Below are 25,179 nucleotides of genomic sequence, written 5' to 3'. Positions count from 1 at the left end.
CGAAAAACATTATATTTTCATGATCGGACAAAATCGTTATATACTATAAATAGATTCAGCATGCTTTGAAACAAATGATGAAGGAGTGCTTGCCCGTGAATTTGAAAATTAATGAAGAGGCGCTTAAATGGTATAAGGACGAGCTTGATTTAAAAGAAGGAGATCAGGTTCGCTTCTTTGTCCGCTACGGAGGCTGCAGCAATGTTCAAAAAGGCTTCTCCCTTGGGGTTTCAAAAGATGAGCCGCAGCAAATCGGTGTGAGCGCGGAAAAAGACGGCATTACGTTTTTCGTTGAAGAAAGCGATGTATGGTATTTCGACGGCCATGATCTGCTTGTCACCTATAACGAATCTTCGGAAGAGCCTGTTTTTGAATATCAGTAAAAAAGAGCATTTTATAAAGCTTGCAGAGAAACTCTTGTTTTTCTGCAAGTTTTTTTATTTTTCATCTTAATTAAAGTACCGAAAAAAGCCTTCCAACACATAGACTGGCTCGCCTGAGTGTGCGGCAGCTGCACACCGTACGCTGCGTACACCTCCCGAATAACCGAGTGAGTATAGATTCTGTATATCTAAAATGCAGTTCGTCTAAAATAAACCGGCAAGGATTTTCCCATTCTTAAAGATTTTTACATACTCTTCTATTATACAGAGTCATTGAGATCGAGGTGTTTGACATGGTTTACGGTGTGATAACCTTTATTTTGCTAGCTGTTTTTCTGATCTTTTATTTAACGGACCGAAGAAGGATCATCAACGGTTTTTTATTCAATCTATTTTTTTGTTCATTTCTTGTTCTATCCTACTATCTGGCATACGTTGTCGGAATCGGTTTTTTCAGACTGTTCGTCATTGTACCGCTGCTGATCTTTTTCTTTATCCTAACGTTTGGTCTATTTGCTTTAATGATCGGGTTATTTCTGAATGCGAGAATTCTTATCAAAAGAGAAGGACGGCGATTGTCTAATTGTTTGACTTTAATTTCCGGGTTAGGCATTATCATATTTTTCCTATTATCCGTGATTGACCCCGCTCGTTTTTTATCGCCAAATGTTCAGCCATTGTTTGCGGGATCATCGCTTATTACGGTCTATTTCTTTTTTCATTTAACAAATTTCTTAACAGCTTATTTTCTATATCAATTTAACAGACCGAAGCTTAATCAGGATTACATCATCGTTCTCGGGAGTAGATTAATTAACGATACAGTACCCCCGCTTTTAGCAAGCAGGATCAATAAGGCTGTCGATTTTTATTGGAAACAGACAGCTGTTGCTTCTCCGCCGAAAATCATTTTCTCCGGCGGGCAAGGACCTGATGAAAATCTTTCTGAAGCCGAAGCTATGCAAAGATATGCTATAAAAAAAGGGATACCTGGAGAGCACACTTTGAAAGAAGACCGTTCTGTAAATACATATCAAAATATGCTTTTCTCCAAACAACTGATGGACTCATTAACAGACGGCAAATATAACAGCATCTTCACAACAAACAATTTCCATCTGTTCCGTGCCAGCCTATATGCAAAACGAGCAGGCTTGAAAAGCGATGGCATCGGTTCAAAGACCGCTTTTTATTATTGGCCGAACGCCATGATCCGTGAATATATCGCTGTTGTTGTGATGAATCGTAAACGGCATAGCATTGTCGTGGGTACTATATTGGGTATTTCTATCCTTTTGACCGCATTTAATTTTTTCATTGATTAAAAAATGGCAGTCTCAATTGATTATGATGGGTATTTTCGAAGGACATCTTCACCAAAAAGGTGTCTTTTTGCTTGGAAAATATAATTTCACTGCACTGATGCTTCAAATATCTTTTTAATAGTCGGCATAACAGCGATTGATAGAATGGAAAACGATTTCCCCCCCCCTATTTCGCAAAAAACCTCCCCTTCTTTTATCTGCAACAAGCCACAACTGAAAAGTGATTTTCTCAAATGCTAAAGCCTCAATTTACCCTTATCAGATCTAATGGTGAACAGGTTCTTTTTTCTCAATGCTTCTCCCTGCTTCAAGTAGCTGTTTTTTTGGTGCGCTTGGACTTTAAATGCTTACAACAGTGAAAGGAATATGTAAGATAAATCAATGGTTTCGTTTGGAGGTTTTATATATGATGGGTTCGAGGTGATAAAAGATGAAATGGTTTTTAGGGATTTTAACGGTAGGACTGATGATTTTGGCCGGGGGCTATTTTTTATATCCCGGATATTATTCAACGGAAGATTATTACGTCAAAATTACAACAGATCCAAAAGTCGTTAAAGAAAAAACAAGTGATGGATACACATATATAAATTATAACTATGATGTTACGGGTTATGATAAAGATGGAAAACCCAAAAACCTAAAACTCTCTTCTCAGGAAAAAATGCAGAAAGGTCAGTATTATATTATTCATTGGGAAGACAGAAGGGAAATCATATCCAGCAAAGAAAAAGCAAGCGAGAAGCAAATAGATCAGGACATCCTGCACAAATTAAACAATCAAAGTCAATGAGACGCTCACTCTGCTCCCTAAAACTTCTTGTTTTAGGGACTTTTTCACGAAAAATAAAATGACTGCGGCCTTATCAAGGCATGAAAAACACTAAGGTACGACATCTTGAAACTAAAGATATCGTTCCGACTTTTTCTCCTTCAATGTTTGCTCATCAGGATGAAACAAGCAAGGACAATCCTTGCTTGTTTCAAGGGTGTCCGGGTTTCTCTAAAACACCGGATTATTCGAGCCTGAAACGCTTGATATGGCTTGAGAGCTTTTCTTGTTTTAAAATCTCGATCTGCTTCTCTCCCAATAAATCAAAGTGAGGAAATTTGCTTCTTTTATGGATCCACTCTTTTTTCAGTCCGTACTGTTTGCCCCACTCTGCAAGCTTATCAATGTTGCCGCATCCGGCTTTTGTCACGGTATTGACATCCGGATACCTGTCATCGAGCCAGTAATGCGTGAGGAACGCAACTTCGCCGTTTAAAACGGCGCGCTTCCATTCGTTCAGCTCGTTTCTTTTAATACCGAATGCCATTACTTTTTGGCCTCTTCATAAGCTTCATGCCACTTTGGATAAAGCTTACGGAACTGAACCGGTTTGAAGCTGTCCCCGTCAACGCAAATATGGGACGATGTGGCCTTCACAGCGGTTTCGCCAGCGGAATTGAAGATTTCATACCCATATACCGTTTTAAAGCCGTTATATTCTTCAATCCATGTATGTACCGTCGCGGTTTCACCGTAGCGAAGAGGTTTGACGTAGCGGACATTGATATCCACGACAGGCGACAGGATGCCGTCTTTCTCCATTTCGGCGTAAGAGAAGCCGAGTTCTTTAATTAAAGCCGTCCGTCCAACCTCCATCCAAATCAAATAATTGGCGTGATAGACGACGCCCATTTGGTCTGTTTCGGCATAGCGGACTTCTATTTCTTTTTTTGAGACGTACAAATTCCTCTACTCCCTTTTCACAATATATATAATCCAATCTTAGCATATAGAATGGGCAAAAACACGACAGACGGCTTCATGCAAAAAAACCAGGTCGCCCTGGTTTATTGATGATATCCGTTTTCGCGGTCTTCCGCCTCGTCATGGATTTCATTGCGCATCGCCTCAACGCTTTCATTTCGGCGTTGATTTTTTTCGCGGATCTGCTCCTGTTCCGCCTGGTTGGCAAAAGACAGCTGCTCCTCAGACTCCTCGATATTTTCGATTGTGTTCTGCACCATGTCTTGAAGCTTCTCCACGTTGTCTGATCTGTCATCCGGATGATGTTTTTGGTGTGTCATGCGGGTCTCTGCCTCCTTTTCTTCTTTACTCGCCTTTTGTCTGCATAATGATCGGCGTTTCTCCTGATTTATCATGCATCTTTTTTCCTTTGTTGCGCTTATATTCTACCGGTTTTGTCCCAAGATGGCTTGGGGCAAATTTAGACTGTTTGTCATGTTCCCTCGGCATGTCTATCCCTCCTTTTCAGCATTAGGATTCTCAAAAAGGAGCGTAAACATGAATCGATTTTTAAAAAGTCACTTCAGCTTAAATTTCTCTTCAAGCTTATCTTCCAGCCGATCAAGAAACTCCTGGTTGGTCATGAGCTCCTTTTTGTTTTCCAAGACAAGTTCTTCAAATGTCCGCCTTTTCGTTTTTTTCATGTTGAATCACCTCCAGCTTGTTTTCATTTTCACCATTTTTTGGGCGATATAAGCAAAAAAGCCGGGATTTTTTATAATCCCAGCTTTTCTTCCATATTCTTTTTCGACATCGTCCCAAGGACGATATCCTGAATCTTTCCGTTTTCATCAATAATAAATGTTGTCGGATAAGAAAAAATCTCGTATTTCGCATTGATGCCCGTTCGATCTAAGACGATAGGGAAATGTAAACCGTGCCTTTCGGCAAACGTTTTGACCGACTCTTCGTTTTTCTCGGAAGAGGTAAAGTTGACGGCCAAAACGGCAATGTCCTGATTTTCATTTTGGAGTTCTTCCATTGCAGGCATTTCTATTTCACACGGTTTACACCAGGTGGCCCAAAAATTCAACAGCACTTTTTTTCCTTTAAAGTCTGATAAAGATACTTCGTTTCCATCCTTTAAAGACGGAAGCGTAAAATCAGGCGCCTTGTCTCCTTTCGCAATGCCGATTTCGGCTTCCTTTTGCCCTGTGAAGTTCCATACCGCAAGACCGGCCAAAACAAAAAGAAACGCGGCAGCCAGCAATTTTTTCATCATCGGCATCCTCCAATTCAGGATCACGCTGAAAAAAGAAGAGAAAGCTAAAGGCTTTCTCTCCTCATTCAATTACTGTTTCATTTTATTGCGGAGCACCATTTGCAGGATTCCGCCGTGACGGTAATAATCGATTTCTACTTCGCTGTCAAAGCGTACAACAGCTTCAAACGACTTGACTGTGCCGTCTTCGGCAATCGCTTTGACTTGAACGAGATCGCGCGGGCGAACCGTCTCACTCACGTCAACTTCAATCGTTTCTTTCCCGGTCAAACCGAGCGTTTCAGCGTTTTCTCCCTCTTTAAATTGAAGCGGAAGAACGCCCATCAGCACAAGGTTGCTTCTGTGAATTCTTTCAAAGCTTTCTGCAATGACGGTTTTGATGCCGAGCAGATTTGTTCCTTTTGCCGCCCAGTCGCGGGAAGAACCCATTCCGTAGTCTTTTCCGGCAATGACGACCAGACCTGTGCCGTCTTCTTTATACTTCATGCAGGCATCGTAGATGGACATTACTTCTCCGGTCGGCCAATACGTTGTATAACCGCCTTCTGTACCCGGAGCGATCTGGTTTTTGATTCTGATGTTGGCGAATGTTCCCCTCATCATGACTTCATGGTTTCCGCGTCTTGAACCATATGAGTTGAAGTCTCTAGGAGAAACGCCTTTTTCCTGCAGATATTTTCCGGCTGGCGTGTCTTTGCCGATCGCTCCCGCAGGAGAAATATGGTCTGTCGTGACAGAATCTCCGAATTTGCCGACAATGCGCAAGCCTTTAAGCGGTTCAACCGTACCAGGCTCAACTGACATGTTTTCAAAGAACGGCGGGTTTTGAATGTAAGTGGATTCTTCATCCCATTTATACAGGGCTTCATCCGTTGTTTCAATCGCATTCCAGCGTTCATTGTCATCAAACACGCGCTCATATTCTTTTCTGAACAACTCAGGAGTAACGGTTTGCTTCACGACGGAGTTGATTTCGTCCATCGTCGGCCAAATATCGTTGAAGTATACGTTTTGACCGTCTTTTCCGACGCCGATCGGTTCGTTTTTCAGGTCAATATCTACCGTGCCCGCCAATGCATAGGCTACGACAAGCGGCGGAGACGCCAGGTAGTTTCCTTTGACAAGCGGATGAATCCGGCCTTCAAAGTTACGGTTTCCGGAAAGGACAGACGTAATCAGCAGGTCATTTTCGGCAACCGCTTTTTCGATTTCAGGCGCAAGCGGTCCGGAGTTCCCGATACATGTCGTACAGCCGTATCCGACGATGTTAAATCCAAGCTCGCGCATATATGGAAGCAGGCCTGAATTGACTAAGTAGCCTGTTACGACTTTTGAACCCGGAGCCAGGGATGTTTTCACATAGTTCGGTACTTTCAATCCCAGTTCAACCGCTTTTTTAGCGACAAGGCCCGCACCGATTAAGACATAAGGGTTTGATGTATTTGTGCAGCTGGTGATCGCCGCAATCGCAATCGCACCCGTTTTCATGACGGCTTCTTCGCCGTTTTCAAGCTTAAATTTGATTTCTTTGTCAGCCTCACTCGCGTTTAAACCGAATCCCTGGTTCCCTGCAGGGCTTGCCAAATGTTTGTGGAATGTCTCTTTCATGTCAGTCAGCGGAATGAGATCCTGAGGACGCTTCGGACCTGAAAGATTCGCTTCAACTTTTGACAAGTCAATTTCAACGATATCGGTAAATACGGGATCTTCCTGATCAGGCGTGTAGAACAATCCGTTTTGACGGCAATATTCTTTCACCACATTGATATGTTCTTCATCACGGCCTGTTAAACGCATGTATTCCAATGCTTCCTCATCAACAGGGAAGAAACCGCAAGTCGCGCCGTATTCAGGAGCCATATTTGCGATTGTCGCACGGTCTGCAAGCGGAAGTTCTGCAACACCCGGTCCGAAGAATTCGACGAACTTTCCGACCACGCCTTTTTCACGCAGCACCTGTGTTACTTTAAGCGCCAAGTCCGTCGCCGTCGTGCCGTTCGGCAGCTTTCCGACAAGCTTCGCTCCGATTACTTCAGGTACAGGGAAATATGAAGGCTGGCCGAGCATGCCCGCTTCAGCTTCAATTCCGCCGACGCCCCAGCCGAGAACGCCGATTCCGTTGATCATCGTTGTATGGGAGTCAGTACCGACAAGCGTGTCAGGATAAGCGACAATCTCGCCGTCTTCTTCCACAGCATGGACAACGTTTGCCAAATACTCAAGGTTCACCTGGTGAACAATACCTGTAGCAGGGGGAACAGCCTGATAGTTATTAAACGCTTTCTTAGCCCAGCTTAAAAATTTGTAACGCTCTGCATTTCGTTGGAATTCAAGGTCCATATTAATTGTCAATGCATCTTCCGTACCCGCTTTGTCAACTTGTACGGAGTGGTCGATGACAAGGTCTACCGGTATTTCAGGATTGATTTTATCCGGATCTCCGCCGACTGAAGCCATCGCTTTTCTTAATGAAGCAAGGTCTACAACGGCTGGAACGCCGGTAAAGTCCTGCAAAATAACGCGGGATGGTTTGAAAGGAACGTCAATATCCTTTAATTCGGCAGTGCCCCATTTTGCCAAGTTTTCAACGTGTTCCTTTGTAATGACTCTCCCGTCTACTTGACGAAGAACGGATTCGAGCAAAACTTTAATGGAATAAGGCAGTTTTGATACGTTTCCGATTCCTTGATCCTCTAATGCTTTTAAAGAATAATAGCTGTACGTTTTGCCTTGTACTGTAAACGTTTTTCTTGATTGAAAAGCGTCTTTTTTTGCGACTTGTTGCTGATTCGCCATTTCTCCAAAATCCCCCTTTAAAGATCAAGATCATACGCCAGAAAAATCGGCATATTTCACCACAATTTTCTCACAATTTAATCTTAAAACAATTTTAAACATAAGTAAATATCAATGTTTTTATTAAATTCAATAAGAATGCCTTATATAAGGAAAAAAGTTTATTTTACTGGAAATACATTTTTTTATACAATACACCCGCTAAGGCTATACTACAGTCTGAGGTGATCGAAATTGGCCAAACGAAAAGCAAATCATGTCATCAATGGAATGAACAATGCTAAACGCCAAGGAAACGGCGCGGGATATATTGAAGATGACCAGCATATTCTCACTGAGGCGGAACGCCAAAACAACAAAAAACGGAAGACCAATCAATAAATCCTAAAAATCCTTCATGAATGGCTTAGGAGGTTAAGACATTGACAAATAAAAACGACGGCAAAGATATGCGCAAAAACGCACCGAAAGGAGCTCAGCCTGGGCAGCCAGAGCCTTTGAGCGGAAGCAAAAAAGTTAAAAACCGGAACCATACGAGACAAAAACATAATTCCAGTCACGATATGTAACATTTTCCGCGTCTTTCACGGCGCGGTTTTTTACTTTACCTCTCTGGCGATGCAACCCCCTTCGAATCGCCTCCTTCACATGAATTCACAGCTGTGCATAATCTAACGGTAAGGCTAGGTATGGAGGAATGATCAAATGACAAATACAAAACGTTTCGATTCCGCAGATTTTGATAAAGAATGGATGAAACAGTTTGTTGACGACCCTTTTCTCCTCTATGATGAGACTTTTCCGATCGACCTTTATGAAACGAGCACTGAATATATAATCGAAGCAGATTTAAGCCGCTTGAATGCCCGGCACCTTGACATGACGTTTTCCGGCTACGATTTCAAGCTTGCGGTTAAAACCGATGAACAGCATTACGAAAAATCGCTGATGCTTCCTTTCTTTTTGAATGACAAACAGATCGAAGCGGAATGCGAGAACAGCATTCTTGCAGTTAAAATCAATAAGGAAGCAAGCCAAGATGAAGTTTCGCTTTCATTTCATATTCCTTTTATATCATACATGCACAACAAGCAGAACCCGGACAGCGCGTAAAACACTTTGCCATCCGGGTTTTTTCCGTTCGTTCGTCAAATATCCGCTAGCAATTCTCTATGGCCGATTAGGGAATTGCTATACAATAGATTATGTTCTAGCACCTCTTTTGATCAGGCCGGTGTCCCATTTTATATTATTTTTTCTATGTTCTTCTAAAACGCCTTCATGTAAAATAGGTTATAGACAAAGGAGTGATGAGAGATGCTGGAAGGATGGTTTTTATGGCTGATGCTCGCTTGGATCGTCATCATGATCGTCCTCTTGTCAATCGGCGGTTTTTTCATGTTTCGCAAATTTTTAAAAAGGCTGCCTAAAGAAGATGGGAAATCTGAGCTGGACTGGCAGGATTATTATATTGAACAGACAAGGCATTTGTGGAATGAAGAAGAAAAAGAACTGCTTGAAGAATTAGTTTCTCCCGTACCCGAACTGTTTCGCGATGTAGCAAAAGCGAAAATCGCCGGAAAGATCGGAGAACTCGCATTAAAGGAAAAAGCAGGTGCAATCGACCGGGATTTAATCGTCAGAGGCTATATTATGGCCACACCGAAAAAAGACCATAAGTTCCTCGTAAAGCGTTTAAAAGAAAAGAACATTGATCACTCTTCCTATCAAGAGCTTTTTAAATAAACAAAACCTTTCCTGAAAGAAGGAAAGGTTTTGTTTTAATTGACCTGTATGTGATTTGACGCTTCAATCTGGCTTGAAAGCTTTCTGAACGATAAAAACATGGCAATCCGCCAAGGAACGATCATCCCGAAAGCCAGAATCCAAAACATTCCGCTCAGTGCGCCGTAATCGATCGTTGTGCTTAATATGCTCTTCATCGCGATCCGGATGACGAGCAGCGCAATTAAAATAAACACAAACGATTTGGAGCGTTTAATATAGATTTTATCATCGCGGATTTCAAATTTTGAGGTTTTAATTAAGAAAATAGAAAAGATCATGCCCACTGTGAGAGCTTCCAAAAATTCGGCACCGGTCACGTGGAACATCGGAAATAAAAACATGAGAGCACCGGTGCTCATAAAAATCGGAGGCAGTATAATTTTTTTGGCCGTAGCCGGTTTTTCAGATGACTTGATTCTGACAGCCATGACAATGACGGCCATCACGACGGCAAGTATAGATGAAACGACGATCATCATACATATCATCCCTTTTTCTAAAGCTAATTTCTCTACTTGTTACTATACTCCAAAACGAAGAAAAAAACCATGTTCAGGTTTTTCAGCTGCAAGGATTTCCGAGCACGTGGCGAATCGCTTCGACGACTTTCGTCTCCTCGAAAGGCTTGACGATAAAGTCCTTGGCTCCGGCTTCGATCGCTTCAACAACGATTCGCTTTTGCCGCATGGCCGTACACATGATCACTTTCACCTTCGGGTTCAGCTGGATCATGTCCTTTAAAGCTTCAATCCCGTTTTTCACAGGCATTGTAATATCCATGATAACCAAGTCCGGCTGCAGCTCTTGATAAAGCAAAACAGCTTCTTCCCCGTTCCCGGCTTCACCCGCGACTTGCAAGTCTTCTGTTTCAAGTATTTCTCTGATTTTATCTCTCATAAATTTTGCATCATCAACAATTAAAACCCTTGTCATACTCCCCTCCAACATCATTATTCAATTTTGCTGTGAATAAGTCCTATTATAACAAAAAACCAAGGCGGTCCTTAGCCAGGTATCTAAAAGCCTCTGAAATCGCCGAACAGGCCTGACAGTACGATAATGATTTTCGTCATCCAGTCAAAGAACAGCAGGATTCCGACTGCAATCATTGCAATTCCGCCGATCTTCATGATGAGGAGCTGATGCTTCCGAAGCCATTTCATCTTTGTCATGAAAAAAGACAGGAGCAGAAACGGCAGGCTGAATCCAAGCGCATAAAGCACCATATAAGGCACGGCCGACATCGGGTTCGTTCCGGCGAGTGTGATGACCGCTGCAAGAATCGGACCGGTGCAGGGCGTCCAGCCGGCGGCAAATGCCATTCCGATTCCGACAGAACCGAGCAGGCCGCCGGGCCTGTTTTTAAAATGGAGGCGCCTTTCTTTCATTAAAAATTCAGGCTTAAAAACCCCCAGTGTGACAAATCCAAAAAAGATGATGAATACCGCACCAAGCTGCCTGATGAGCTGATGATAATCCTTAAAAAAGGACCCGACAAGCGATGTGCTGTAGCCGAGAGCCACAAAGATCATCGAAAAGCCAATCAGGAAAAAGATTGTATGTATCAGGCTCCTTTTTTGAAACATAAGTCTGTCAGAATGGATTTCACTCATGCTGACACCTGTAATATATGATAAAAAAGCGGGATACAGCGGCAGGCAGCATGGCGAAATAAACGATAGAAACCCTGCACCGAAAGCGAGAATATAGTTGATATCAGCCATCTCTTTCTCCCTTCTATTTTTTGGAATACTATGAAAGAAAATCATTTGATATGACAATTACATTTCAATTTCCTAACATATCACAAAAAAGGATGTTGGTTTCACGAATTTCTTTATATAATCAATTTTGACAATTTACCCTTATCACCTTCAGAATTGAAAAGGAACCTATATATGGATATAATAACATTTAGTAGGCAACAAAAAGATGATTTTTACAGAAGAAAGGATAAATTCCTGTGATGAAAGAAAATCTGCTTCATGAAATTGAGGAAAAAAGAAAAGAGCTGCTAAAAATCGTCATGACAAACGGCATGACTTCACATATCACCATTCAGCACAGCCAGCAGCTGGATATCCTTCTTTTGGAATACCAAAAACTATCTCTCGGACATACACAATAATCATAGATCAAAATAAAAAACCCGGAAGCGGGTTTTTTATTTTATAACCATGTTCCTTCTATGTCATAATCGCATTCGTATTATTTCGTTTGATTTTCCATGGCTTTCATCATTTGATTAATTTTCTTCTGGGATGGTTTCATACCCATCTGCATCATCATCATGCGCAGCATTTGTTCATTAATTGGCGGATTTTTTTTCAAATAGTTCATCATATATTTACGAGCAATAAAAAATCCGAGTGCAACACCTGCGAGCAATGCTAAAACGCCCACTAGGATGACAACCCATAAATCCATTTAATTTCCTCCTTCATGTTGTCTCGTATAAAGTGTACTAAACCAAACGCTATTATACAACATTTACAGTCCAAATTCTTTTTTTTATACAAAATTTCTTTCTTTCACAGGGTTCAGCCAGCCGTAACGTTTCATATTAAAATCCATCGCAAGGAAACACGGACTTACTTTCCGCAAAACCTCAAAGAATACCGTTTCGGCATCGAATGGACCCTTCGCCAAAATCTCAATATGTCGGTCTTTGATAATAAAAGAAGCGCTTCCTTTTGGAACAATCAATCTGTATACATAGTCAACTTGTGTATAGTCTTCCCGGCAGAGGTTCATTTTCATTCTTTTGTGTATATGGGCTGCGGGAATCGGTTTTGTAATGAACTCGATCTGCTTGGCGGCTAATGGAGACTTTTGATCGGGGCTCGTCCAATGATAATCGTAAAACAGCTTGAACATGACAGACTCTCTTCCAAAATAATGGCTGGCAAATTCCTCTTCTATCAAATACGTATAATAATGGCGTTCCATCACTGTCTCATCCCCCTGTATCGAAGAATATATGCTTTCTATTATACAAAAGGGGGTTAGAAATAATTGTCTGATGATGATAAAAGAAGCGACTAATTTTGTCGAAATGAAAAAAAGAGAATGATCCGCAGATCATTCTCTTTCATATGCCCGATTAGCGATTTAACAGTTTTTTCACCCGGTCAACTACATTCGCAGGCGTAAAACCGTATTCTTTCATGATCGTTTCGCCGGGAGCTGAAGCACCGAAATGGTCGATTCCGAGAATGTCCCCGTCAGTGCCGGTATATCTCTCCCATCCGAGCGGTGATCCCATTTCAATTGCGAGACGCTTTGTCACATCAGTTGGAAGAACAGCGTTTTTATATTCGGCCGGCTGCTTGTCGAAACGATCCCAAGACGGAACGCTGACAACGGATACGTCAATGCCTTCTTTTTTCAGCTCGCTTTGTGCTTCAAGCGCAAGGCCAACTTCAGATCCGCTCGCAAGCAAGATCGCTTGCGGTTTTTCGTTTTGGCTTTTCGAAACGACATATCCACCTTTTTCAACGCCTTCATAAGCTGCTTCAGGAGACTGATCGATTGTCGGCAAGTTTTGACGTGTCAACACAAGCGCAGTCGGCTGACTTTTTGATTGAAGCGCCAGTTTCCAGGCTGCTGCTGTTTCATTTCCGTCTGCAGGTCTGATGACGGACAAGTTCGGCATCGCACGAAGTGATGCCAGCTGTTCAATCGGCTCATGAGTCGGTCCGTCTTCTCCGACGGCAATGCTGTCATGTGTAAACACATATGTGACAGGAAGCCCCATTAATGCCGCAAGACGGATCGCAGGTCTCAGATAGTCGGAGAAAACGAAGAACGTTCCGCCGAATACGCGAAGGCCACCGTGGAGAGCCATTCCGTTCAAAGCTGCTCCCATCGCAAATTCACGTACACCGAACCAGATATTTCTGCCGGCGTAATCTCTCGCTGAAAAATCTCCGCCGTTTTTGATTGTCGTTTTGTTGGAGCCGGCCAAGTCAGCGGATCCGCCAAAGAAGAACGGCACTTGTTGTGCGATTCCGTTTAATACTTCCCCTGAGGATGCACGCGAAGCAAGGCTGCTTCCTTTCTCATACGCAGGTACTTTCTGATCCCAACCTTCAGGAAGCTCGCCCTTCATCGCAAGTTCAAGCTCTTCGGCAAGTTCCGGGTGGGCTTTCTTGTATGCGGAGAACAGCTCGTTCCATTCCGCCTCTTTTTTCTTGCCCGCTTCTTTCACTGTTTCGTTAAAGTGTTCGTACACTTCAGAAGGGACATGAAAATCTTCTTCGTATGTCCATTCATACGCTTCCTTCGTTAATTTCGCCTCTTCTGAGCCAAGCGGAGCACCGTGAACGCCGGATGTTCCCGCGCGGTTTGGAGAGCCGAAACCGATCGTTGTTTTCACTTCAATTAATGTCGGCTGCTTTTCATTTTGTTTCGCTTTCTCGACGGCCGCCGTAATCTCGGCAATGTTATTGCCGTCTTCAACATAAAGCACTTCCCAATTCATCGCTTCAAAACGCTGCTTCACATTTTCAGAGAATGAGCGGTTTAATTCACCGTCAAGCGAAATGTCATTTGAATCATAAAGCACGATGAGACGGCCGAGTTTCAAATGTCCCGCAAGCGAAGCCGCTTCCGATGAAATTCCCTCCATCAAGTCTCCGTCACCGCAAATGCTGTATGTATAATGATCAACGACGCGATAGTCGTCACGGTTGTAAGTTTCCGCAAGGTGACGTTCAGCAAGCGCCATTCCGACAGCCATTCCGATTCCTTGGCCAAGCGGGCCTGTCGTCGCATCTACACCCGGAGTATGTCCGAATTCCGGATGTCCAGGCGTTTTGCTTCCCCATTGGCGGAAATTCTTGAGGTCTTCAATTGAAACGTCATACCCGCTTAAGTGAAGCATGCTGTACAGAAGCATTGATCCGTGTCCGGCGGACAGCACAAAACGGTCCCTGTTAAACCAATTCGGATTTTCAGGGCTGACATTCATCATTTTTGTCCAAAGCGCATAAGCCATCGGAGCAGTCCCCATCGGCATGCCGGGGTGACCGGATTTAGCTTTTTCAATCGCGTCTATGGAGAGTGTTCGTATTGTTGCGACAGATTTTAATTCAATCGTTTTCATTATGATCCCCTTCCTGTATGGACTCTACTTTCTTATCATAAATCTACCCATCGGTTTTCACAACCATTTCAGCTCAAAAGCAGTGAAAAATGACGAATCTTTACCTTCATTTTAAATTGTAGTATATACAAAAAGGGAATACGATATCGGCGTATTCCCCAAATTAATGCAATCGGCGGTTTCTTTTTTCCTGTTTGAGCTTTTCAGGCGTCACATCATTACCTTCAGGATCAACAATCGTCACAGTTTTCAACGTGTTTTTCATAGACGCGCGGACGCCTTGAAGATATTCCTGGCGAAGCTTCTGCTGTTCTGCTTTTTCTTCGTCTGTTAAAGATCCGCTCTTTGCTTTTTTGGCAAGCTCGTTAATTCTGGCTATTTTTTCATTAGAAATCATAAGATACTCCTTTGATTCGGTATATATCCATCATACTACTAAATCCGCTTTCGTTTGACAACAGATTAGTCTGCAAGGCCGTCCTTATACTCCTGGTAGCGGCGGTGAACGGTTGCTTTTGAAATGCTGTATCCGAACCCTCTCAACACGGCTGCAATCTCCGCAAACGTCAGCTTGTTCTCCCTGAGCCTGACGATTTCTGAAAGAGGCGCTTCGATCCGCTCTCTCCCGCCGCCTTCATTGCGGTGTTTCAGATTCCTCTCCGGGCGGTAGCCGTTTTCGACCGCCTTCTTCATTCCCCGCTTAATTTTCAGGTTATGTATTTTCCGCTGGTATTCTTCGACAATGCCGACAATCTCCAAAACCATCGAATCCGCTTCGGAAAGCTCAAGTTTTCCCCGGTGAGCCAGCGTGTAGATTTGAACGCCTTCTTTATATAAACAGTGAAGAAGGGCAATTTTGGCATTCCCTCTTCCAAGTCGCGTATCATCCTGTATTAAAACTGCGTCAATGTCTGATGTTTTGATTTCCTCGAGCAGATCGAAGACGCCGTCGCGGTCCATCTCATATCCGCTCGCCTGTTCGGAAATGACGTTCACGACGTTCATCCCGTGCTCGGCGGCAAGCGACTGGAGCTCTTCAGCCTGCCGTTTTAATGAGGTTTCCTGCTGCTCCTTCGCAGTGCTTACCCTGGTGTAAATAATCGCATTCATGGAAATCCCCTCAATCATTTATTCTACAACTGCAAGCTGATATTGATCGGAGTGCTGTTTGGCTACCGGCAGGACCAAAACATCGCCCGGTTTAATAACGGAGGTCGGCAGATTGTTTTTATCGGCGACCCATTCGATGAATTTTTGTTTGTCAGCGGGTTTTCCGCCTTTGATCCGGTCGGCCAGCTCCCACAATGTATCGCCTTCCTGCACTTCTATTTTAACATATTGCTTTCTTTCTTCGATTTTACCGGCAAAAGACACAAACAGAATACAGCAGCTGATCACAGCAGTAAACAGACTGACAAAAATCAATGATTCTCTTTTCATATCCATCACCCCAGAATGTTTGTTCGGTTTTATGATTTCAGTATACATACGAACAAATGTTTCTGTCAATCGTTTTTTTCGAACCTATGTTTGTACTCAAAGGAAAAACATGCTATAATCTAGCTAAAATCGACGTTTTGAGGTGCAAAAAATGACGAAGCTATCAAAAAGACAACTTGATATTTTGCGTTTCATTAAAGAAGAAGTGAAACGCAAAGGCTATCCGCCTTCCGTCAGGGAGATCGGAGAAGCGGTCGGCCTGGCGTCAAGTTCAACGGTACACGGCCACTTGGCAAGGCTTGAAACGAAGGGATTGATCAGAAGGGATCCGACGAAGCCGAGAGCGATCGAAATTCTCGATACAGAGGAAGAAATTCACATTCCAAAAAACCAGGTTGTCAATGTCCCGGTCATCGGAAAGGTGACGGCCGGTACGCCGATTACCGCAGTCGAAAACATTGAGGAATACTTTCCGCTTCCAGACCGCCTGGCGCCGCCGGATGAGCATGTCTTTATGCTGGAGATCATGGGCGAAAGCATGATCGATGCCGGAATTCTTGATCAGGATTATGTGATAGTCAAACAGCAGAATACCGCAAACAACGGAGATATCGTCGTTGCGATGACCGAAGACGACGAAGCGACTGTTAAGCGGTTTTTCAAGGAAGAAACCCATATCCGCCTTCAGCCGGAAAACCCGACGATGGAACCGATCATCCTCCAGAATGTGACGATTCTCGGAAAAGTCATTGGCGTATTCCGCACGGTTCATTAAAAAACGGACTCATCAGCAAAACCGCCGGTCGGCGGTTTTTTTTCGCACGAAAAAACAGGCTCACATCCATACGGAAATGAAGGATGCGAGCCTGAAACAGAGGGATTGATCATATGCTTACATTACCATTATCCCCCAAACAAGTTTTCCTGTCAACAAAAATGTTTCCTTGAGGAAACATTTATCGTTGTCTCCCTTTTATCGAACGATAAACAAAATTCTCGTCCCGTCAGCGTAATCGCTCAGCCTGTTCCCGACCCAGGAGCCGGCTCCGCGGTTATCCGATGAGCTGACATATCTGACCGACGCTCCTTTTCCCCCTTCTTCACACATGGCCATCGGCCATTCGTCACGGTCAAAGCCCGGCTTAGTCGGAATCCCCTTTAATGATTCCTGACGGCGCTTATCCGCTCCAGATCTTTCAATTGTGCAGACATCTGAATGGCCCGCTTTGATCGCATCGCTTATATGAGCACCTGTTTCAGGATAGCGCGATGCCGGAAAATACAATACGTCATCATACCTTGCAGCGCCTTCGGCATGCTGAGGAGAATATGCAGCCCCTCCCGAAAGCCCAAGCAGCACCAATGCGGAAAACAGCAGATGAACCGCCCATTTTTTGATCATGACAAAAACAACCTCCTCTTGTATATGCTGGTGTCACTAACAGATTAAGAGAGAATTGTTTTTGCTTTTCGGGCTCTTTGTGAAAAAGACGTTTAGAATGTGTAAATAAACGTAAGTTAAATGCTCGGGGCATACCCGTGAAAAACTGCATGTGCTTTTTGCGTCCGCTCTAAACGTATACACGGCTGCCGTCAGGAAACATGCGGCAGCCGGATATGCAAATTTTTTCATCGTTGTATTTTTTAAAAATGATTCATTCACACAACAAAAAAACAGGCGGAAAATCCGCCTGTTTATACGGCAACTTCAAATGTCAGCTTGTCGCCGTGCTTATAGTCAATTAATTTAAAATCATCGATTGTAAAGTCATAAAAGTTTTTGATGTCCGGGTTGATCCACAGCTTCGGCGCTTCATATTGCTCGCGTTTCATCTGAATGTTTAAATTATCGATGTGACGGGTATAGATGTGACAGTCGCCGATATTGAAGATGTATTCGCCCAGCTCATAACCGAGGACTTGGGCGATCATGCGCTGCAAGACGTTATATTGGAACACATTGAACGGGTTGCCAAGCGCCATGTCATTGCTTCTCGCTCTTACTTCCAAAGAGAGCTTTCCTTCTTTCACATACCATTGCGTCTCATAGACGCAGGGCGTCAAGGCCATGCCGTCCAAGTCATCGGGATTCCACAGCATGGTCAAATGCCTGCGTGAAGACGGATTATGCTTTAACTGATGGAGCAAATAATCCACTTGATCGGCTTTCTGCCCGTTAACCGTTCTGTTTTTCTTCGCTAATTGATAGCCGTAGGCTGCTCCGATTGTGCCGTCTTCAAGCCGCCATTGATCCCAAATATGAACCCCCATATCGTTCAAAACTTGAACATCATTGGATTTCAGCTGCCAGATCCAAAGCAGCTCTTTGATGGCCGTTTTCCACGCCACCTTCTTCGTCGTCAAAATCGGCACTTCCGAATTGTCAAACCGCATTTTTTCGCTCATGATGCTCAGCGTATGAGCCGGCGTTCCGTCTGAATCCCACTTCGTCCGGACCTGATATTCTTCATCGGAGATCCCTGATTCAATAATTTTTTGAATGATTGCATTGTATTGCTGGTCATAATGGCTCATCTTATCCTCTCCTCTTTCCACATGATATGTATAAAATGAGTTTTTTTCAAGATTTAAGATCATACGCGGGTTTGATAAATCTCCAACGCTTTCTTGATAACATTTTTATCGTATCCGGTGACATCATGGATTTTCTCAGTCCAGCCTTCAATTGTGTCCGGCTTCGCTTCTCTGTATAATCCTTTGCTCGTGCTAAGATATATGTCCCAGCCGCTGAATTCCCAATGCGCGATTTCATGTTGAAACGGAATTCTGCATTCCAGTAATGGCGCAGGCTTCAATGCCGCTTGCGAGCATTCAGCTGCCTCCCAAAAAACGGACATGTCAACAGGCTCTGTAGAGTAGACTTGAGTTGACACCTTTCCGTTCGGCCGATGGTAAAGGACCTTAACTCCGCCGGTTGTCGGCTTGACTTGAATTTGTGCTGCCGGGAAAAAACCGTCCAGCTTTTCACTGGTATAATCTTCACATTCGCAGTCGATCAGAATCGGCTGCAGCCATTGATCTCCCAGATCACATAAAAAGCGCCGTCCTCTTTCATCAAGCGCGATGACTGCGGCATGCGCGCGTTCTGTTTTGAACGAACGGCCGATCGGAAAAGCTTCCACTCCGTCTTTTGTAAACTCGTCCAGCAGCCAAATCGAAAGGTCAAAGCAATTGCCGGCAATGCCGTACTCTTGGTGGTGTTCCTTCATCATTGAGACGTTCCGCTGTTTCTGATCCCCTCCCTGATGATAAAACCATGCCTTTGTCAGCGTTTCCATCGGAAAAGCGTCGAATCTTCTCCACGTACGGAGAATGGCATCCGGAGCAAACATCATCTTCCCCCCTGTCCAGAAGCGATTGTTAACACTATTATATACGGGCGACCGAGACGAAAAAAATCCCTTAGCAAGGGATTTTTTCGTTTTATTTTCCTTTCTCATCAGTCGGAATCTGGATCAGGGAATTCGATCCTGTCGCTTTAGGCATTTTTCCGTCCCATTTTTGGATCCATTGATACTTGATCATTTCATCTGACATCGATTTTTTAATAATTTCATTATACTCGGCAATACCTTGAGCTTCGATCTTTTTCTTTTTCGCTTCCGCTTCGGCGATCTTCAGCTCTGTCTGCGTTCTTTCCAGTTCCTGCGAAGACTTCACGCGCGCGTCAATCGCTTCCTGGGTCGCTTTATCAGGCTTTGGCACACCGAGTGTTAAATCGTCAATGACAAAGCCGAGCCCCTTCATATCATCTGCAAATGTTTTTTGGATTTCTGCGGCGGCATCAGATGATTTTTGTCCGTATGTATCAATGACGGAGTATTTGGAAATCGACTTTCTTGCAGCGTCCCACAGCCTTGTTTTCAAGTAGCTGTTTTCGATTGATTCAATATCGACCGCTCCGAATTTATTAAACAATTCTACGACTTTATCAGGCTGAACGACATAGTTGTAGGCGATGTCCATTGAGATGTTTTTGCCGTCAGAAGTAGCCACTTGAATATCCTGATTGTTTACAGTCTGCATCCGCACCGGATATCTTGTGACTTTGTCAAACAGTCCGACTAAATGCCAGCCTTGATCAAGCGTTTCCGATTTCACCCCGCCATTCGGAGAATAAACGACGCCGACATATCCGTTCGGAATTTTCTCGATGAACAAGGAAGCTGTGAATCCTCCGATAATTAAAGCAACAGCGACAATGATTCCGCCGAGCAGCGTTTTGTTTTTATTCTTCTTTGGTTGTTTTTCATTCATCTTTGTCATCCTCCAGCGTTTTCTTTATTTTGCTCGCCCCGCTTCCGACTTTTTTAAAAAGCGGGCTTAACATAAGCCATACGCCAAACCCTATAATGGATAGCAATATGATCGAACCAATCATGACTTTCACTTTTGTTTCACCCCTTTTGCATTTGTTGATTGATCGTATGACTAAATAAAATCATTTCACTTATGTTTACGTTCATATGAACTTAAAGTTTCATTTTTTTAAAATGTAATAGAAAAAATTTTATCATTGCAATTGCGAAATCAATGGCATCGTTAAAGGATATGTCGGATAACTTACTCTTTATGCCGCGTATATCATGGCGTGTTCGCAGTCAAATGAAGACGAAGCGGCATGCCGAACCAACTATCAGCTGGGCACATACTAAAAAAAGAGCCAAATGATTGGCTCTTTTAAAAATATTAAATTTCAATTATTGTTGATTGCCCTTTTTAACCCATTCAGCTACAGTCACTGTGCGTTTAGCTTGATGTTTCACTGCAGCTTCCACGTCTTCAATCATCTTCCCGTTTTGATCGACTGTAACACTCGTTCCATATGGATTTCCGCCAGCCCCGAAGAGGACAGGATCAGTGTATCCCGGAGAAGCAATAATAGCTCCCCAGTGCATCATTGAAGTATATAAGGACAAGATTGTTGCTTCTTGACCACCATGTGGATTTTGAGCGGAGGACATTGCGCTTACAACCTTATTTACTGTCTTTCCGTTTGCCCAAAGTCCGCCTTGTGTATCAAGAAACTGTTTCATTTGGGATGCCATATTGCCAAAGCGTGTTGGTGTACTGAATATAATAGCATCTGCCCACTCTATATCTTCTGAGGATACGACTGGAATGTCCTTTGTTGCATCAACAGTGGATTTCCACACTTCATTTCCCTCAATGGCTGATTGCGGAGCCAATTCTTGTACTTTTAAAACTCTGACTTCAGCACCTGCTTCTTCTGCACCTTCTGCAGCCCATTTGGCTAATTGATAGTTTGTTCCGCCCATACTATAAAAAACTACAGCTAATTTTACATTTGACATATGATCCAGCTCCTTTGATTTTCTAAATAGTTTGTCTAAAAATCCCATGTTTTCACACCTGCTTTTTTGTTTTCTTTTCGGCAAACCTTTTAAGAACCACCCCCTTGAAGTGTTTCGCTGCCATTATTATTCCTTGCTAGAATAAACTTAAAACATTTCAATTTAATAAATCTCAATTTCGAGATATTATGGATGGTTATATTACTTCGGTCTTTTTCTGGTGAAGATTTCGCCAATCTTTGCGTAATCATGCCCGGCTAAACGACTGATGGCGCCGAGGCCTCTTGGATCGATTTTTCCATTTTCATAGATGCCGCTTTCGATATGATATTGAACGACTCTGCCTATCATAAAATCGCATCCGTCAGAGTGCTTATCTCCCAACTCTAATGAATACTCCAGAACACATTCCATACGCACTTTTGCTTCTATCACGCCCGGCACCGAGACTTTCATACTTTCAACGGGGGTTAACTCCGCTAACTGAACTTCACTTTGACTTGGTGGTAGGCTGGCGGCCGTTAAATTCATTTTTTCAACGTTTTGTTCATCAACGATATGGACCACAAATTCTTTGCTGTTCAAAATGTTTCTCGCTGTATCCTTTTGGCTCCCTTCAAAACGTTGAATAGAAAGGGAGATCATCGGAGGATTTGAAGATACAATATTAAAGTAGCTAAAAGGAGCTCCGTTTAAGACGCCCTCCTCTGATAAACTTGTAACAAATGCAACAGGTCTCGGTATAATACTCCCGATTAAAAACTTGTAGTTCTCTCTTTCTGTTTTTGTATTGGGATCAATGGACAGCATCGAATCACTTCCTTACAAAAATTAATCCAGCGCCTTCACTGTTACAGGAATTAATCTTCTTTCTAACTGCTCTCTGTAGTGTTCATACTGGGCCGGCAGCATTAACTGTTCTCCCATTGTTTCATACGATTCATCATGGGCGAATCCTGGTGGATCTGTTGCAATTTCAAATAAGATTTCCCCGTGTTCTCTGAAATAAATCGCGTTAAAATAATTTCTGTCTTGCACAGGTGTAACACGGTATCCGTTTTCCGCAACATATTTTTGCCATTCCAATTGATCATTGTCATCAATGGCTCTCCAGGCAATATGGTGAACTGTACCCGTCCCCATTTGTCCGCTTCCTATAGTTGTTAATTTCAAATCAATTATATTTCCTATGTCACCAGCAGAACGAAAACGTACAAAATCTCCTTCTTCTCCAACTTTTTCAAGTCCCATGACCTTTTCTAATAATTCAGCCGTTTTTTCGGGTTGTTTGGATAACAGTGTTGCTCCGCCAAATCCTTTGATTGCATTGTCCGGTGTTATTTCCCCTACTTTCCAGCTGTTCTTTACCCCTTGTTCTCTTTCGACAATTTCCAGATGAAGACCATGAGGATCATCGAACTCCAAGTATTCCTCTCCAAAACGGTTCATTTTTGTATAAGGCACATTGAATTTTGCTAATCTATTTTCCCAAAAAGCCATTGCGCCTTTAGGAACGACGTAAGAAGTCACTCCCACTTGACCATCTCCAATGACTCCTCGACGGGCACCTGCCCAAGGAAAGAATGTAATAATCGTTCCCGGTTTCCCGCCTTCATTGCCAAAATAGAGGTGGTATGTTCCCGGATCATCAAAATTAACGGTTTTTTTCACTAAACGTAAACCAAGAACGCCAGCGTAAAAATCCACGTTCTCTTGCGGATGGCCGACAATCGCTGTAATGTGATGGATTCCGCTTGTTTTCTTTTTCATTCCACTTCACTCCTCTTTCATGAAACATAGCTTTATGATGAGAAATACGTTACAAATTCATTTACAGGTTTTCTAAATCCCCGTGGTTTTTCTGCTTTTTATTTTTTCCTTCCCGAGGGTGATCATCATGACAACTTCATATTGTTCACTTATATTCAACACCTCTTTAACCTTTAGATGAGCCCAGGATCTTGTTATGTCATGAAGCTCCTGTTCAGAAATAGAATACCCAGTTCAATATTTATTTCTCATTATCATGAATTCATATATTTCGAATTCGAGATATTGTCATAAAAAAATTTACATGCTTTGGGCATGGAAGCCAAGTTTTTTTAACTTTTCAATTAGAACTTCTTTTTCTTTTATGTCTAAGCCGCCGAAAATGCCTTTCATAGCTGTTTTATGTTTTGGAAAAAGATTGTTCATCAGTGCAGTTCCTTCATTCGTTAAAGCAGCGTATGTTATACGGCGATCTTTAGGACAAGGCCTTCTCTCTATTAACTTTTTCTTCTCCAACTTATCTACAACATAGGTAATGCTGCTGCTTGCGATTAATACTTTTTCGCCTATTTTTTGGATCGGCTGATCGCCTTTACTATAGACTAATTCTAGAACAGCAAACTCAGTTGGGTTTAGTCCTAAACATTTAATATCCTCTTCCACACGCTTTTTAATCGATTGCAGTGCACGAGACAACACAATAAATGCCTTTAAAGACAACTCCTCTTCGTATCTCTCCATTTCCTGACTGCCCACGGTATTCATCCTTTTTAATTATCTCGAATTCGAGATAATTGTATAATAACGATTTGCTGTTGTCAACTTTTTAAAACGGGTTATTATTATTACGAGTTAAAACCGATGAGACAGAATTGTTAAACGGGTGCAGTTGATTTGGGCGTACCATTGACCAAGCAGGATTCGGATCTAACACAAAAAACCGCCGACTCAAGGTCGGCAGCGCCGGCTGTTTCAGAAGTCTTGTCATACATGAAATAGTTTGTCTTTTATCTGGAGATGCAGCTTCGGATTCAGCAAGAAAATAATGGACTGAAGCTGTTCCTGTTTATTAATCGAGGGATCCGCGTGGTGTTGATGGTTGTATCCGTTAAAGATTGCAATCAGCGTGGTGGCCATCACCTTCGGATTGAGCTGTTTTTGAACGATGCCTTCTTCCTGAAGCTGCTCGATCAGTTCGACAAAAAACTCTCTCCACTGCTCATACAGAAGGGCTACTTTTCTTTGAATCTCAGGATATCTATGACTATTTGCCATAAATTCCAAAAACAAAGCTGTCGAATGCTCTTTATTTGATGTTTGAATCAAGTGTTCAATCCCTGCGAGCAATCCCCTCAGCGTCTTTTTTCGAAAACAATTCATGCTGGTTTGAAAGCGATCTTCCATTTGCTCATTCATAATATGGAGAAACAGCATCTCCTTTGACTTGAAATACAAATAAAACGTAGCTTTAGAAAATCCGGCTTCTTTCATAATTTCATCTACAGAGGTTGCCGAATATCCATTTTGGGCGAACAGATGATATCCGGCTTCTACGATCTTTTGAACCGTATTCTGTGTCTTCTTTTTCATTAAGCTGTCCTGTCCTCTCTACTTCTCTAATTAAGTTAACCATCTATGTATTGAGATATACTGGGAACGTCAAGGACTCGTTATGTTAAAGAAAATTGGAAAAAGACGCTTAAAATCTTTTGCTCAAACATACACTTGCAGCCTAAGCGGACGTTCTTTCATCAAGCATAGCAGTGACATATAAACACCGCCAAGTGACATTAGCCTGGTAAGTCAACAAGGTCAATCGCCCTAACAGGCCGGTAGCCGTATGTTCCTTTCCTTGCAAAATTCCCAACATTCATTCTAGCATTTACTGCTAAAAACTTCATATATATTGTAATTTATTTAATTGGATTTTTCTGTTTTTTAAAAGCCTCTATGAAATACCCGGGGTCCGCATCCACTTCATAAGCAAATACCCCCTGGTTCGTATGGAGGTAAAGCAAACCGGCCTCGGAAAAAGGTCTGTATGATACATCGTGGACGTGCTCAAGGCGATACTGGCGGCTTGCAGTTAAAATTTTATCGTTGTACAGGTACATTTGATTATGCTTTTTTGTATAGGTTTGCCGGTTAAAATCAATCGTCCGTTCTGTTTTGTAGTAGCTGACAGCCGCGATGGCCTGATGGCACCCGTCTTTCATT

36 protein-coding genes and 1 pseudogene are annotated in these 25,179 nt (G+C 42.8%); 9 read left to right on the top strand and 28 right to left on the bottom strand.

The genetic code is table 11. The annotated features are described in order from the left end of the window. The first annotated feature begins 95 nt into the window (after positions 1-95). From CP943_RS10590 to CP943_RS10580, 3 genes are all read left to right on the top strand, one after another. Positions 96-383, top strand: a complete 288-nt coding sequence (locus CP943_RS10590; RefSeq protein WP_020451611.1) for a HesB/YadR/YfhF family protein — start codon at positions 96-98, stop codon at positions 381-383. Between the two features lie 293 nt (positions 384-676). Further along, positions 677-1,708 carry a YdcF family protein gene (locus CP943_RS10585; RefSeq protein WP_105980978.1) on the top strand — a complete coding sequence of 344 codons (1,032 nt, stop codon included), beginning with the start codon at positions 677-679 and terminating at the stop codon, positions 1,706-1,708. A gap of 430 nt (positions 1,709-2,138) precedes the next feature. Then, entirely contained in the window at positions 2,139-2,501 is a 363-nt protein-coding gene (locus tag CP943_RS10580; protein ID WP_105980977.1) for a YxeA family protein, read from the top strand. Between the two features lie 223 nt (positions 2,502-2,724). On the opposite strand, the gene CP943_RS10575 is transcribed toward CP943_RS10580, so the two are convergent. From CP943_RS10575 to acnA, 7 genes are all read right to left on the bottom strand, one after another. Next, on the bottom strand, positions 2,725-3,027 hold the full coding sequence (locus CP943_RS10575) for a hypothetical protein (RefSeq protein WP_020451608.1): 303 nt from the start codon (positions 3,025-3,027) through the stop codon (positions 2,725-2,727). Next, a complete protein-coding gene (locus CP943_RS10570; protein ID WP_020451607.1) occupies positions 3,027-3,443 on the bottom strand; it encodes a YbgC/FadM family acyl-CoA thioesterase in 417 nt (138 codons plus the stop codon). The genes CP943_RS10575 and CP943_RS10570 overlap by 1 nt, the downstream gene beginning before the upstream one ends. Before the next feature lie 104 nt (positions 3,444-3,547). After that, complete coding sequence (tlp, locus tag CP943_RS10565) at positions 3,548-3,784, bottom strand: small acid-soluble spore protein Tlp (protein WP_095290622.1); 237 nt, start codon at positions 3,782-3,784, stop codon at positions 3,548-3,550. A 25-nt stretch (positions 3,785-3,809) separates the two neighbouring features. After that, a complete protein-coding gene (locus tag CP943_RS10560; RefSeq protein ID WP_003182261.1) occupies positions 3,810-3,953 on the bottom strand; it encodes an acid-soluble spore protein N in 144 nt (47 codons plus the stop codon). A 68-nt stretch (positions 3,954-4,021) separates the two neighbouring features. Next, complete coding sequence (locus tag CP943_RS10555; RefSeq protein WP_023857590.1) at positions 4,022-4,147, bottom strand: FbpB family small basic protein; 126 nt, start codon at positions 4,145-4,147, stop codon at positions 4,022-4,024. A 71-nt stretch (positions 4,148-4,218) separates the two neighbouring features. Beyond that, positions 4,219-4,725 carry a redoxin domain-containing protein gene (locus CP943_RS10550; RefSeq protein ID WP_025809953.1) on the bottom strand — a complete coding sequence of 169 codons (507 nt, stop codon included), beginning with the start codon at positions 4,723-4,725 and terminating at the stop codon, positions 4,219-4,221. Positions 4,726-4,794: 69 nt separating this feature from the next. After that, on the bottom strand, positions 4,795-7,521 hold the full coding sequence (gene acnA / locus CP943_RS10545; protein WP_023857591.1) for an aconitate hydratase AcnA: 2,727 nt from the start codon (positions 7,519-7,521) through the stop codon (positions 4,795-4,797). Between the two features lie 234 nt (positions 7,522-7,755). Between acnA and sspO the strand changes: the two genes are divergently transcribed. The 4 genes from sspO to CP943_RS10525 all read left to right on the top strand — a co-directional run bounded on the left by sspO (position 7,756) and on the right by CP943_RS10525 (position 9,267). Then, positions 7,756-7,902, top strand: a complete 147-nt coding sequence (sspO, locus tag CP943_RS10540) for a small acid-soluble spore protein SspO (RefSeq protein WP_020451603.1) — start codon at positions 7,756-7,758, stop codon at positions 7,900-7,902. Between the two features lie 41 nt (positions 7,903-7,943). Then, positions 7,944-8,090: a small acid-soluble spore protein P gene (locus tag CP943_RS10535; protein ID WP_003182250.1), complete on the top strand. Its 147-nt coding sequence runs from the start codon at positions 7,944-7,946 to the stop codon at positions 8,088-8,090. 136 nt (positions 8,091-8,226) lie between these two features. Continuing rightward, positions 8,227-8,634, top strand: a complete 408-nt coding sequence (locus CP943_RS10530; protein WP_020451602.1) for an Hsp20/alpha crystallin family protein — start codon at positions 8,227-8,229, stop codon at positions 8,632-8,634. Between the two features lie 204 nt (positions 8,635-8,838). Further along, positions 8,839-9,267 carry a DUF2621 family protein gene (locus CP943_RS10525; RefSeq protein WP_020451601.1) on the top strand — a complete coding sequence of 143 codons (429 nt, stop codon included), beginning with the start codon at positions 8,839-8,841 and terminating at the stop codon, positions 9,265-9,267. Between the two features lie 35 nt (positions 9,268-9,302). Here the strand turns inward: CP943_RS10525 and CP943_RS10520 are convergent, their stop codons facing one another. From CP943_RS10520 to CP943_RS10510, 3 genes are all read right to left on the bottom strand, one after another. After that, positions 9,303-9,797, bottom strand: a complete 495-nt coding sequence (locus CP943_RS10520) for a CcdC family protein (protein ID WP_020451600.1) — start codon at positions 9,795-9,797, stop codon at positions 9,303-9,305. A gap of 73 nt (positions 9,798-9,870) precedes the next feature. Continuing rightward, the gene (locus CP943_RS10515; RefSeq protein WP_020451599.1) at positions 9,871-10,242 is read right to left on the bottom strand and encodes a response regulator; all 372 of its coding nucleotides are present in this window, start codon (positions 10,240-10,242) and stop codon (positions 9,871-9,873) included. An 83-nt stretch (positions 10,243-10,325) separates the two neighbouring features. After that, a complete protein-coding gene (locus CP943_RS10510; RefSeq protein WP_035338653.1) occupies positions 10,326-11,033 on the bottom strand; it encodes a cytochrome c biogenesis protein CcdA in 708 nt (235 codons plus the stop codon). 242 nt (positions 11,034-11,275) lie between these two features. Here CP943_RS10510 and CP943_RS10505 point away from each other — a divergent pair, with 242 nt between their 5' ends. Continuing rightward, positions 11,276-11,437 carry an aspartyl-phosphate phosphatase Spo0E family protein gene (locus tag CP943_RS10505; RefSeq protein ID WP_020451597.1) on the top strand — a complete coding sequence of 54 codons (162 nt, stop codon included), beginning with the start codon at positions 11,276-11,278 and terminating at the stop codon, positions 11,435-11,437. Positions 11,438-11,517: 80 nt separating this feature from the next. Here CP943_RS10505 and CP943_RS10500 read toward each other — a convergent pair whose 3' ends face one another. The 6 genes from CP943_RS10500 to yneA form a co-directional block, all read right to left on the bottom strand. Then, positions 11,518-11,736, bottom strand: coding sequence for a YneF family protein (locus CP943_RS10500; RefSeq protein ID WP_003182236.1), 219 nt, complete (start codon positions 11,734-11,736; stop codon positions 11,518-11,520). Between the two features lie 84 nt (positions 11,737-11,820). Further along, positions 11,821-12,258, bottom strand: a complete 438-nt coding sequence (sirA, locus tag CP943_RS10495; protein WP_020451596.1) for a sporulation inhibitor of replication protein SirA — start codon at positions 12,256-12,258, stop codon at positions 11,821-11,823. Positions 12,259-12,412: 154 nt separating this feature from the next. Then, positions 12,413-14,416, bottom strand: coding sequence for a transketolase (tkt, locus tag CP943_RS10490; RefSeq protein WP_105980976.1), 2,004 nt, complete (start codon positions 14,414-14,416; stop codon positions 12,413-12,415). A 163-nt stretch (positions 14,417-14,579) separates the two neighbouring features. Then, complete coding sequence (locus CP943_RS10485; RefSeq protein WP_020451594.1) at positions 14,580-14,813, bottom strand: DUF896 domain-containing protein; 234 nt, start codon at positions 14,811-14,813, stop codon at positions 14,580-14,582. 65 nt (positions 14,814-14,878) lie between these two features. Then, the gene (locus tag CP943_RS10480; RefSeq protein ID WP_020451593.1) at positions 14,879-15,526 is read right to left on the bottom strand and encodes a YneB family resolvase-like protein; all 648 of its coding nucleotides are present in this window, start codon (positions 15,524-15,526) and stop codon (positions 14,879-14,881) included. Positions 15,527-15,544: 18 nt separating this feature from the next. Continuing rightward, positions 15,545-15,856 (bottom strand): cell division suppressor protein YneA, encoded by a 312-nt coding sequence (yneA, locus tag CP943_RS10475; RefSeq protein WP_020451592.1) that lies wholly within the window; start codon positions 15,854-15,856, stop codon positions 15,545-15,547. A 151-nt stretch (positions 15,857-16,007) separates the two neighbouring features. Between yneA and lexA the strand changes: the two genes are divergently transcribed. After that, positions 16,008-16,631 (top strand): transcriptional repressor LexA, encoded by a 624-nt coding sequence (lexA, locus tag CP943_RS10470; RefSeq protein ID WP_020451591.1) that lies wholly within the window; start codon positions 16,008-16,010, stop codon positions 16,629-16,631. Positions 16,632-16,829: 198 nt separating this feature from the next. On the opposite strand, the gene CP943_RS10460 is transcribed toward lexA, so the two are convergent. From CP943_RS10460 to CP943_RS10410, 12 genes and pseudogenes are all read right to left on the bottom strand, one after another. Next, entirely contained in the window at positions 16,830-17,258 is a 429-nt protein-coding gene (locus CP943_RS10460; protein ID WP_020451590.1) for a NucA/NucB deoxyribonuclease domain-containing protein, read from the bottom strand. 293 nt (positions 17,259-17,551) lie between these two features. Then, on the bottom strand, positions 17,552-18,391 hold the full coding sequence (locus CP943_RS10455) for a thymidylate synthase (protein ID WP_026579651.1): 840 nt from the start codon (positions 18,389-18,391) through the stop codon (positions 17,552-17,554). A 59-nt stretch (positions 18,392-18,450) separates the two neighbouring features. Further along, complete coding sequence (locus CP943_RS10450) at positions 18,451-19,212, bottom strand: hypothetical protein (protein ID WP_026579652.1); 762 nt, start codon at positions 19,210-19,212, stop codon at positions 18,451-18,453. Between the two features lie 88 nt (positions 19,213-19,300). Continuing rightward, the gene (locus CP943_RS10445; RefSeq protein WP_020451587.1) at positions 19,301-20,134 is read right to left on the bottom strand and encodes a prohibitin family protein; all 834 of its coding nucleotides are present in this window, start codon (positions 20,132-20,134) and stop codon (positions 19,301-19,303) included. Next, positions 20,127-20,267, bottom strand: a complete 141-nt coding sequence (locus tag CP943_RS22440) for a hypothetical protein (RefSeq protein WP_023857597.1) — start codon at positions 20,265-20,267, stop codon at positions 20,127-20,129. Before CP943_RS22440 ends, CP943_RS10445 begins: the two co-directional genes overlap by 8 nt. Before the next feature lie 310 nt (positions 20,268-20,577). Beyond that, positions 20,578-21,192: an NAD(P)H:quinone oxidoreductase gene (gene wrbA / locus CP943_RS10440; RefSeq protein ID WP_020451586.1), complete on the bottom strand. Its 615-nt coding sequence runs from the start codon at positions 21,190-21,192 to the stop codon at positions 20,578-20,580. Positions 21,193-21,393: 201 nt separating this feature from the next. Beyond that, positions 21,394-22,002 carry a flavin reductase family protein gene (locus CP943_RS10435; protein WP_020451585.1) on the bottom strand — a complete coding sequence of 203 codons (609 nt, stop codon included), beginning with the start codon at positions 22,000-22,002 and terminating at the stop codon, positions 21,394-21,396. Positions 22,003-22,023: 21 nt separating this feature from the next. Continuing rightward, the gene (locus CP943_RS10430) at positions 22,024-22,962 is read right to left on the bottom strand and encodes a ring-cleaving dioxygenase (protein WP_079289393.1); all 939 of its coding nucleotides are present in this window, start codon (positions 22,960-22,962) and stop codon (positions 22,024-22,026) included. A 32-nt stretch (positions 22,963-22,994) separates the two neighbouring features. Continuing rightward, positions 22,995-23,133: pseudogene (locus CP943_RS10425) on the bottom strand (nitroreductase family protein); the annotation flags it as partial. Positions 23,134-23,262: 129 nt separating this feature from the next. Further along, complete coding sequence (locus CP943_RS10420; protein ID WP_020451583.1) at positions 23,263-23,718, bottom strand: MarR family winged helix-turn-helix transcriptional regulator; 456 nt, start codon at positions 23,716-23,718, stop codon at positions 23,263-23,265. Between the two features lie 228 nt (positions 23,719-23,946). Beyond that, on the bottom strand, positions 23,947-24,552 hold the full coding sequence (locus tag CP943_RS10415) for a TetR/AcrR family transcriptional regulator (protein WP_020451582.1): 606 nt from the start codon (positions 24,550-24,552) through the stop codon (positions 23,947-23,949). Positions 24,553-24,875: 323 nt separating this feature from the next. Beyond that, a complete protein-coding gene (locus CP943_RS10410) occupies positions 24,876-25,178 on the bottom strand; it encodes a hypothetical protein (RefSeq protein ID WP_020451581.1) in 303 nt (100 codons plus the stop codon). Position 25,179: the final 1 nt, after the last annotated feature.

The sequence above is a fragment of the Bacillus paralicheniformis genome (assembly GCF_002993925.1).
Taxonomy (GTDB): Bacteria; Bacillota; Bacilli; order Bacillales; family Bacillaceae; genus Bacillus; species Bacillus paralicheniformis.
This window is presented reverse-complemented; position numbering and strand designations above follow the sequence as displayed.